The 9,097-nt window shown below is 60.4% G+C and carries 7 protein-coding genes and 1 pseudogene; 5 read left to right on the top strand and 3 right to left on the bottom strand.

Annotated elements, in window-relative coordinates:
• Positions 1 to 411 precede the first annotated feature (411 nt).
• Positions 412 to 1,835: pseudogene (locus P0D96_RS39870) on the top strand (cytochrome P450).
• Positions 1,836 to 1,976: 141 nt separating this feature from the next.
• Here P0D96_RS39870 and P0D96_RS39865 read toward each other — a convergent pair.
• From P0D96_RS39865 to P0D96_RS39855, 3 genes are all read right to left on the bottom strand, one after another.
• Positions 1,977 to 2,786, bottom strand: a complete 810-nt coding sequence (locus P0D96_RS39865; RefSeq protein ID WP_132379048.1) for an alpha/beta fold hydrolase — start codon at positions 2,784 to 2,786, stop codon at positions 1,977 to 1,979.
• Positions 2,787 to 2,939: 153 nt separating this feature from the next.
• A complete protein-coding gene (locus tag P0D96_RS39860; RefSeq protein ID WP_243658347.1) occupies positions 2,940 to 3,086 on the bottom strand; it encodes a DUF3563 family protein in 147 nt (48 codons plus the stop codon).
• A gap of 391 nt (positions 3,087 to 3,477) precedes the next feature.
• Positions 3,478 to 4,629 (bottom strand): porin, encoded by a 1,152-nt coding sequence (locus tag P0D96_RS39855; RefSeq protein ID WP_132379052.1) that lies wholly within the window; start codon positions 4,627 to 4,629, stop codon positions 3,478 to 3,480.
• A gap of 273 nt (positions 4,630 to 4,902) precedes the next feature.
• On the opposite strand from P0D96_RS39855, the gene P0D96_RS39850 reads away from it, so the two are divergent.
• The 4 genes from P0D96_RS39850 to P0D96_RS39835 are packed head-to-tail and all read left to right on the top strand — an operon-like array spanning position 4,903 to position 9,086.
• A complete protein-coding gene (locus tag P0D96_RS39850) occupies positions 4,903 to 5,421 on the top strand; it encodes a bacteriohemerythrin (RefSeq protein ID WP_408177364.1) in 519 nt (172 codons plus the stop codon).
• 53 nt (positions 5,422 to 5,474) lie between these two features.
• The gene (locus P0D96_RS39845) at positions 5,475 to 6,446 is read left to right on the top strand and encodes a PDR/VanB family oxidoreductase (protein WP_408286311.1); all 972 of its coding nucleotides are present in this window, start codon (positions 5,475 to 5,477) and stop codon (positions 6,444 to 6,446) included.
• A 45-nt stretch (positions 6,447 to 6,491) separates the two neighbouring features.
• Positions 6,492 to 7,790, top strand: coding sequence for a Rieske 2Fe-2S domain-containing protein (locus P0D96_RS39840; protein ID WP_408177366.1), 1,299 nt, complete (start codon positions 6,492 to 6,494; stop codon positions 7,788 to 7,790).
• A gap of 27 nt (positions 7,791 to 7,817) precedes the next feature.
• On the top strand, positions 7,818 to 9,086 hold the full coding sequence (locus P0D96_RS39835) for a Rieske 2Fe-2S domain-containing protein (protein WP_408319276.1): 1,269 nt from the start codon (positions 7,818 to 7,820) through the stop codon (positions 9,084 to 9,086).
• Positions 9,087 to 9,097 lie beyond the last annotated feature (11 nt).

The raw sequence follows: 9,097 nt of genomic DNA, 5'->3' as shown, positions 1-9,097 counted from the left end.
CGGCCGCCCTGGTGGAGGCGGCCGCTGCGCAATAGAACCTTCGAATGCAGCTCCCACACGCTTCAATGCACTCAAGTGACGGCAGCTGTTTGTCGGGAACCAACAGGCACGTGTTGTGCGCCAACCACCTAACGACATCCGAACATCCCGATGTTCGTGAGCCCGACTTTCTCGGCCATCGCAACCGGCAATATCGCGATTGTTTCTCGCCATTATTTGTCAGCCTCTTCATACATTGGTTCGAGTCTTCATGTGACGTCAACGGCGAAGTAAAAAGGCGTAGACGCATTAGATAAAGGCTTGTAGGAGAGACTTGCGACTGTAGCCGTGACCTATGCTTGGACGATACGGTGTCGTCATTACGATCCCGATCTTCATACCATTGCTAAGGTTTCCTGACGGAGATGAACCATGGCTATTGCGTCTGCAGGAACCTTCAAGTTACGTGAAATCTCCGATCTTCCGGCGCCGCGGGGCCTCCCGCTGATTGGAAATGCGCACCAGTTGACGCCATCGCGCGCGCATCTCATTCTCGAGCGGTGGGCGCAGGAGCTTGGCACGCCCTATCGTTTCCAGATCGGCTCACGGCCTGTGACGGTCTGGGACGACACGGAGTTGTGTCATTCGATTATGCGCGAGCGGCCAAACGGATATCGGCGGTATTCGCCGATTGAGGAAAATCTTGACGAGATGGGCAGCAACGGCGTGTTCTCTGTCGAGGGCGCCGCATGGGAGCCGCAACGAAAGCTGGTGATGCAGGCGCTTTCCGTGGCGCATATCAAGGCGTTCTACCCCACCCTGGCGGCCATCACCGAGCGCCTCAGAGTACGGTGGGAACGCGCCGCGCGCAGCGACCGCGTGGTCGAGATGACCGAAGATCTCAAACGCTATACGGTCGATGTCACCAGCGCGCTCGCGTTCGGCGACGATCCGGGAACCCTGGAGCAGGACGGCAACGTCATTCAGGAACATCTGGCGTTGATTTTTCCCACGCTAATGAGCCGGATAAACGCTCCGTTCCCCTATTGGCGATACGTCAAACTGCCACGCGATCACCGGCTCGATCACGCCTGGCGGAAGTGCATCGCTACGTGCGCTTGACGATGAATCGTGCGCGCGAGCGCATTCGAGACCAGCCTCATGACGAACCCGGCAATTTACTCGAAGCCATGCTGCAAATTCGCGACACACCGGGCTCTGGTATCACCGATGACCAGGTGGCGGCCAACGTGCTGACCATGTTGCTCGCGGGCGAAGACACCACGGCGCATTCGATCGCGTGGGCGCTTCTGTATCTGAGCGCCGACGAAGCGTTGCAGAGTCGGGTTTCAAACCGGTCACGCGCCGTGTTGGGAGCCGCTGGCGTGTGCCCGACTTACGAAACACTCAAGACGCTCGACCTGTGCGAGGCCGTGTGCACTGAAGCGAGCCGGTTCAGGCCCGTAGTTCCCGTTCATGCGTTTGAGCCGCTGCAGGACGTCGAGCATCGCGGGATTCACTTGCCTGCCGGTTCCAGAATGTTCTTCTTGACGCGCCCCTCCATGCTGGACGCGAGCAATTTCGAGCATCCGGACAAATTTGATCCAGAGCGTTGGATGCATGAACGAACACCGGAGCGCGGAGCGCACGAGACGCGCGCGCATTTGCAGTTTGGCGGGGGACCGCGGGTATGTCCTGGCCGGCATCTTTCGACGGTCGAAATGCGGCTTGTTATTTCAATGTTATCGGCCGGGTTTGTTTCGCAACTTGCAGTCGATACGAGTTCTATTCGGGAAGTGGCCGCGTTTACGATGGTGCCGGATAGGATGCCAGTGCGGCTTTATGTACGGCAGTGAATGTCCGTTGGCAACTCGTGGGCGCGGTCGTTGAGTCGTGAAAATGTGATTGATGTCTCGTGGCAACAGATATCGCGTAACGCTCAAAACAACCCTGGTTTGTCTGCTGTACGTGCTTCTTGGTTTCCTCAGGAGACCGCTTCAAGCCGTCGCATCCGCCTCGGCAATATGCCGCACGATCATCGCGTTGACGCTGTCGGCGTGTGTAAGCGGCCCCATGTGTCCCGCACCCTCGACGATTGCAAGACGCGCCGCGGGCAGCAGCATCGGCAGCCGCTCGGCGATCGCGCGCGTCGGGACGGGCGCGTGCTGGCCGCGCATGATCAGCGCCGGGACACGCAGGCCGGTGTATGCGCTTGCGGGCGTGCGTTCGTCGAGCAGCGCGCGAAAGTCGAGCGGCGCCTTTGGCGCCCAGCGTGTGAGTGCCGCCTGCACCGAGGGCCGCAACGCTTCCCATGCGCCCCGGCCGCCCCAGTAATCGACGAATGAAGCCGCCGCGCCCCGATAGTCGCCACAGGTCACGCCATCGGCGGTGCGCTTCGAGATGGCGATGATTTCCGCGAGCGCGTACGCTCCGTGCGCGCCCATCACCTTCAGCAGATGAAACGCCGAGGGCTCGTAGAGCGTGATGCTCGCGATGCGCTCCGGCCGTTCGACGGCCGCGCGCAACGCCACGCCACCGCCATACGAGTGCCCGACGAGATGCACCTTGCCGCGCGAGGCGTCGATGATGCCGATCGTCCTCGCGGCCTCGTCGGCGAGCGTGAACGCGCGCTCGCCGCTCCACGGGCCCGTGCTATCGCAGCCGTAGTGCTCGGGCGCGACGAACGCGTGGCGCGAGCCCAGCGCTTCGCCGAGCTTGCGCCATTGCGCCGCTCCCGAGCCGGAGCAGTGCAGTGCGATCACCGACGTTGCGGATGAGAAGGCTTGCGAAACGATAGTGCTATTCATGTCGTTCATGGAACTCAGGAGTTGGGCGCACGGATGCCGGATCGCGGAAGTCTCTACTATCGGCGCGGTGCGGGCGGCTGGCTATGATCGAGACGCCGGAGCGCATGTCCAGGCGTCCAAACTGATTGAGAGAGGGCGCGTTGGTTTGTCGCGTCAGCGGTCAATCTCCGTTAAATGCATGCGGCGTTCGAGTTCGCCCATGTCGGCGGCGGACGCGAGATATTCGTCACGACGACTGTGTTCAGCACGGTCAAGTGCCTTTTTCAGCAACGGGTAAAGATAGATGAGCAAGATAAGCAAGACGTCCTCCGGTTGGCGACCTGGTTGATTGCGTATCGCGCACGAACGGGCACGACACGTGGGTTCCAGGCGTGCATCCGGTGGGGACATCCGAGTTCGATGGATGGGCGGGTCGTGCTACGGCTGGACGCAGCGTAATGCAGAGTCCATGCCAAATTGCAGCGAGCCTTGTCTGGCGGACGTTTGGCGATATTTGAGGGGCGCGGATGGGGCGAAGTGTCGTCGCGCGGCCGACGAATATTCGAGTGGAAGTCGGGCCGCGACAGACACGTGCTCAGTACGTGGCACGCTATACCAAGCGCCACGCTTCGGAAAGGGGCAAGAACTCAGTCACGAGTTCCAGTGTGAACGCCCGACTACTGCGCGATGACATCGAGCATTCACTATCCATTTAGAACTGGTGGCGAACACCCACCATCGCACCCGTTTGATCCACCCCGGGCAATGGCGTAGAAGCGGGTGGAATCACGCCGCCATCAATCGTGAACGCGGCGTTGCGCTGGTTGAACATACGCCCTGCTGTGACGTACACGGAAGTGCGCTTGGACAATAAGTACGACACACGCGCTGCGATCACGGAAGCTCCCGCGGAACTCCCACCGTTCACGGAAATATGTCCGAACTGAGCGTCAAGCGCGATTTGTGGAACGGGAAAATAGGTCCCGCCAAGCCACCAGTAGTTGCTGACCGCGTCGACAACAGTCGGCGTCTGCACCCCGTGATTAATTCGATGAAGGTATCCCGCACCGATCGTCGAGGTACCCAGTTTCACGTAGCCGTCGATGACGGCACGCGTATCAGTTTGCGAGGTATTGGGCTGGGGCGAGCCAGGGCCGCCACCGCCGTAATTGCGGTCAATCGCCGTCGCCACGCCCCATGTCGCCGCTTCATATTTCACCATGGCAGACATTGACTTGCAGGCCCGCCAGTCCGTCGGCGACTGCCCGGCGCACCCGCCGGCCGGCGCAGAATCCACCGCGTCGCGCCCGAACGAATAAGTCACGCCCACGGTCAGCCCCGATGACGTGAACGTGTAGGCGACCGCGTTGTCGAGCCGCGCTTGAGACAAGTACGGGTCCAGATCACCGGCGGCATAGACATTCGGCCCCATCGTGTCACCCGGCAAGGCCCAATAGATCTGAGAATATTGCCGGCCTAAAGATAATGTCCCCCACCGCCCTGAAAGTCCGACATATGCCTGCCTGCCAAACAGGCGACCACCCTGATTCAGCGTTCCCTGTGACGGGGCGAAGCCCGACTCCAATACGAAAACCGCGCTGAGACCGCCACCCAGATCCTCCTTGCCACGCAAGCCCCACCTCGAGGGTATCGATGCCGTGAGCGACGGCATACGCACGACGCTGGACTGGTGAGCACCGACATTTGTCACGTACTCGATACCGGTATCGATAATCCCATACAGAGTGACAGAGCTCTGTGCCTGCGATGCTCCCGGCGCACATGCCGCAAGAGACGCGAGTCCCCACCAAATTGTCTGACGCCACGAGAAGGCACGTCCCGTCCGACCCAGCCTCGAACTCATCATCTGTCTCCCTTTGGTTAAATGCTTCCACGGAAGATAATTTTTTGTCGTCTTCCCTGTCAAACGATTTGCCGTCGGGAGATACCCGCATCTGGAACCTCTGAGGCTTGGCATCGTCAGAAATAACGAGCCTTACCCACGAAATTCGCTGTGTTTGTCGAAATTTTCACATATTGGCGTTTGCCCTACCTCGACACTCATCGCTCAGAATAGTATCTTCCGTGGAAGACGTAATAGATTGACGTGATCAATTGAGCAGGAGTTCGTTGAAAAATGAAGCAATTGAAAGATCACCAGACAAACCACGGTCGCGGTGCCGCACCGTCACCGAACCCAGCGTGGGAGAAGGATCGCGTGCTCTCCGGCTTCGCCTGGCATGATGACTACGCCCTTGGCCATCAGGCGATGGACGAGACCCATCACGAGTTTGTCGCGTGTGTACACACGCTGCTGACAACGGACGACGAAAATCTCGAGAACGCGCTCGAAGCGTTTGCCGAGCATGCGCGCCGCCACTTTGATGACGAGGACGCCTCGATGCGCGAGACAGCCTACGGTTCAGCGGGCTGCCATATCGACGAGCACGCGGCCGTGCTCCGATCCCTCGACGAGGTACGCACCATGTTGGCTGATGGACGGACCGAGGTCGTCCGCTCTTTTGCCAGAGCGCTGGTGGATTGGTTTCCGGAGCATGTGCGCGTGATGGACCAAGGTCTGGCGCGCTGGCTGGTTCAGCGACAGTTGGGCGCCTCGCCAGTAGTCATCCGGCGTCGGCTTCACATCGCCGCATGACACGCTCTCCTCTCTTTACGGCTATATCCGTCATGGAACACAAATCGACCCCTATGAACACTTTGCTGCAAGTCAAAGTCTCTGCCAAAACCTGGCCGGCGGACGACATTGCCGGCTATGACCTCTCGCCATTGGCGGATAGTGCACTGCCTGCCTTCGAAGCAGGCGCGCACATCGACCTACACGTGCCTGGTGGCCCCGTACGTCAGTACTCCTTGTATGAACTGCCGGGCGAATACCCCCGCTACCGGATTGGCGTGCTGCGCGATCCCCAATCCCGCGGCGGCTCGGTAAAGCTTCTCGATAACGTGCATGCGGGAGATACGCTCACGATCAGCGCCCCGCGCAATCACTTCAGCCTGCACAGCGGTCAAAACAACCGTTCGATCCTGTTCGCGGGTGGCATCGGTATCACGCCGATCCTCTGCATGGCGCAGCAGTTGGCGCGCGAGCACCGCCCATTCGCGATGCACTACTGTGGGCGCACGCTGTCGCGCATGGCTTTCGTCGATCGCCTGCAACAAGCGCAATTTGGCGACGATTCGCAGATGCACGTGCACGTCGATGACGGCGCCCCCGACCAGCAACTCGATGCCCGCTCCGCGATAGGCTCGCCCTCTTCCGACAAGCATCTTTACGTGTGTGGACCCAACGGCTTTATGGACCACATCCTGCAGACCGCGCGCGAACTCGGTTGGGACGAGGGACACCTGCACCGCGAATATTTCGCGGCAACGCCAATCGATTCTTCAGAGGACGGACGGTTCGAAATCGAGATCGGCAGCAGTGGCCAGGTCATCGAGGTTCACGCGGATCAAAGTGCCGCGCACGCCTTGCTCGACGCCGGTTTCAACTTGCCATTGTCTTGCGAGCAAGGAGTTTGCGGCACCTGCATGACGAAGGTGCTGGCCGGCGCACCCGACCATCGAGATCTGTATCTGACGGACGAGGAGCGGGCACGCAACGACAGCTTCATGCCGTGCTGCTCGCGCGCCAAGACTTCCCGGCTGGTGCTAGATCTTTGAGGCCACCTGTTACTCACTGCCTGACACTGTAGCGAGGGGATCAACATGTTGACCAAGCAAGATAACGAATTGATGTGCCGTATCGGAGTAGGTACGGCCATGGGCGAGGCAATGCGCCGCTTCTGGCTGCCCGTCATCCAGTCGTCGGACATGCCGCAGGCGAATGGAGAGCCGCAGACGATAGATCTGCTGGGTGAGCGGTTTGTCGTGTGGCGCGACCAGCAGGGTCGCCCCGGCCTCTATGCAGAGGGCTGTCTACACCGGGGTGCTTCAATGCAGTTGGCCCGTTCGGAGGGCGATGGCCTGCGCTGCATCTATCACGGCTGGAAGTTTGCGGTGGATGGGACTGTCCTCGAGACCCCGAACATCGAAGACCCGAAATTCAAGGAGCGCATCAAGGGACGAACCTATCCAGTGCGGGAAGCGGGCGGCATCGTCTGGGGTTATCTGGGTCCCAAGGGTGAAGAGCCGCCCTTCCCGCACACGGCCTTCATGGACCAGCCGGACTCGCACCGCATCAACGCCTGCGCGGTCATCAACGCCAATTTCGTTCAGGTGATGGAAGGTCTCGTCGACTCATCGCATTTGACCGTCCTCCACAGTTCCGCCCTCGCGAGGACCAACGACTCCGATCTTGACTATGCGAAGAAGACTTCGCACATGCAGTTCGACGCAACCCCGAAGATCGAAGCAGACGAAACGGACTTTGGTTTCCACTATGTCGCAATCCGCCAAAACGGGGACAAACGTATCGCTCGAGTAACCGCATTCATCGCACCTTGCTTCATCGCCAACGCGAACGGGGATGTCTGGCTTGCGATCGTCCCGGTTAGCGACGAGCGCTGCAACCTGTATCACGTGTGGTGGGACGCCGAAAAGCGCATTGGCGTAGAACCGTTGCGCAGTGAGCAACTCACGTTCGTGGGCCTGGATCAGCCGACGCTGCGCAAGTACGGGATGACGACCGACACCTGTGACTCGTCGGCCGCGATGTCCGTCGCCAATGGCTATCGCCAGGACCGCGTGCAGCAGCGCAATGGCCACTTCACCGGTTTTGACGGCATCACGCAGGAAGACGCCGCGTGCAGCGTTTCAAGCGGCGCAATTCGCGACCGGTCGCAGGAAATGCTATCCACGGCCGACATCGCGATCAGCCGTCTTCAGCGCTGCTTGCTGGCGTACGCCCGGGCGGCCCGTGACCAGCAGGAGATAGCGGCGCTGCGAGCGAACGCTGGCAGCGCAATAGGCGTGTCCGGTGAGATCGGTATCGACGAGAACTGGCGCACCCTGGTTCCGCACCATCGGATCGTTTCGTCCCATGGTGCACGTGCAGAGCGCAGTTAATAACGAAAGTCAGGAAAGGAGCATTAAATGTTGAGCCACGCAGACAACGAGATTCTTTGCCGTATCGGTCCGGATACCCCGGGAGGAAACTTGATGCGACGCTTCTGGCACCCGGTGTGCACCTCGGCCCAATTGCCGCATCCGGACTGCGCGCCACTGCGCGTCCGACTGCTCGGCGAGAACTATGTCGCGTTCCGGGACACCGAGGGCAAGGTCGGCTTTCTGGAAGAGCTGTGCATGCACCGGGGCGCATCGCTCGCACTGGGAAGGGTCGAGGAAGGCGGCATCCGCTGCCTCTATCACGGCTGGAAGTTCAGCGCGTCCGGCACCGTCATGGAAACGCCGAACCACGCCGATCCGAAATACGCTACACGGATGAAGGCGCCGGCCTTTCCAGTGCGCGAGGAAGGCGGCATCGTCTGGGCGTATGTGGGCCCAATCGAGTTGCTCCCGGCGTTTTCCCGCTATGCCTTCATGGATGCGGAACCGAACCACCGCGTCGTGCTGCGCGTCAACGTCGCCTGCAACTATCTGCAACTGGTGGAGGGTGGGGAGGACAGCTCTCACGTCGGCGTGCTGCATACCAACATGGCACGCCCCGGCTGGAAAGACAACGAGTTCACACGCAACCCTGACGTAATCAATCCTGCTGCGCTTGCATCCAATGACCTTGAACCGGCTCTGAAAATCGAAGAGACGGCCTTCGGTTTCCACTATGTCGCGCTGCGCAAGACCAATGAGCCGGGAGTCCGTAATGCACGCGTAGTCCCATTTATCGTCCCGTACGGCCGCATCATTCCTGCCCCGGCGTTTCAGTTCACCGTCCTCGAAGTCCCCGAAGACGACACGCACACCAGCACCTACATCGTCGTTCATGGCGACGCCCCGGTGAGCGAAGAGAAGATCATCGAGTTGCTCGGGCTGAACGACTGTACGTACTATGACCGCAAGAATTGCACGTTCACGGCTAGCTGGAACGACACCTTCGGCCAGAATCGCGAGCTGATGAAGGAAAGCTGGACCGGATTGCGCGGCGTCGAGGTGGAGGACGCCACGATCGGATTGTCTCAAGGGCCGCTCTACGACCGTTCGCGCGAGCATCTGGTGCCAGCCGACCAGGCTGTCGTGCGGGTGCGCCGCGTGCTGCTGGATTCGATCAAGCGTGTGACGCAGAACCAGCAGCCGCCCGCGCTCGGCCTCGACCTCCGGGGCGTGAGCGCCTGTGACCGACAACTCGAAGACGGTGTAGCCTGGCAAGAGCTGCTGCCTTCACATCGCCAGGTAGTGGCAGCCTGAGGAGGAGACTC

The organism is Paraburkholderia sp. RL17-347-BIC-D (assembly GCF_046027915.1).
Taxonomy (GTDB): domain Bacteria; phylum Pseudomonadota; class Gammaproteobacteria; order Burkholderiales; family Burkholderiaceae; genus Paraburkholderia.
This window is presented reverse-complemented; position numbering and strand designations above follow the sequence as displayed.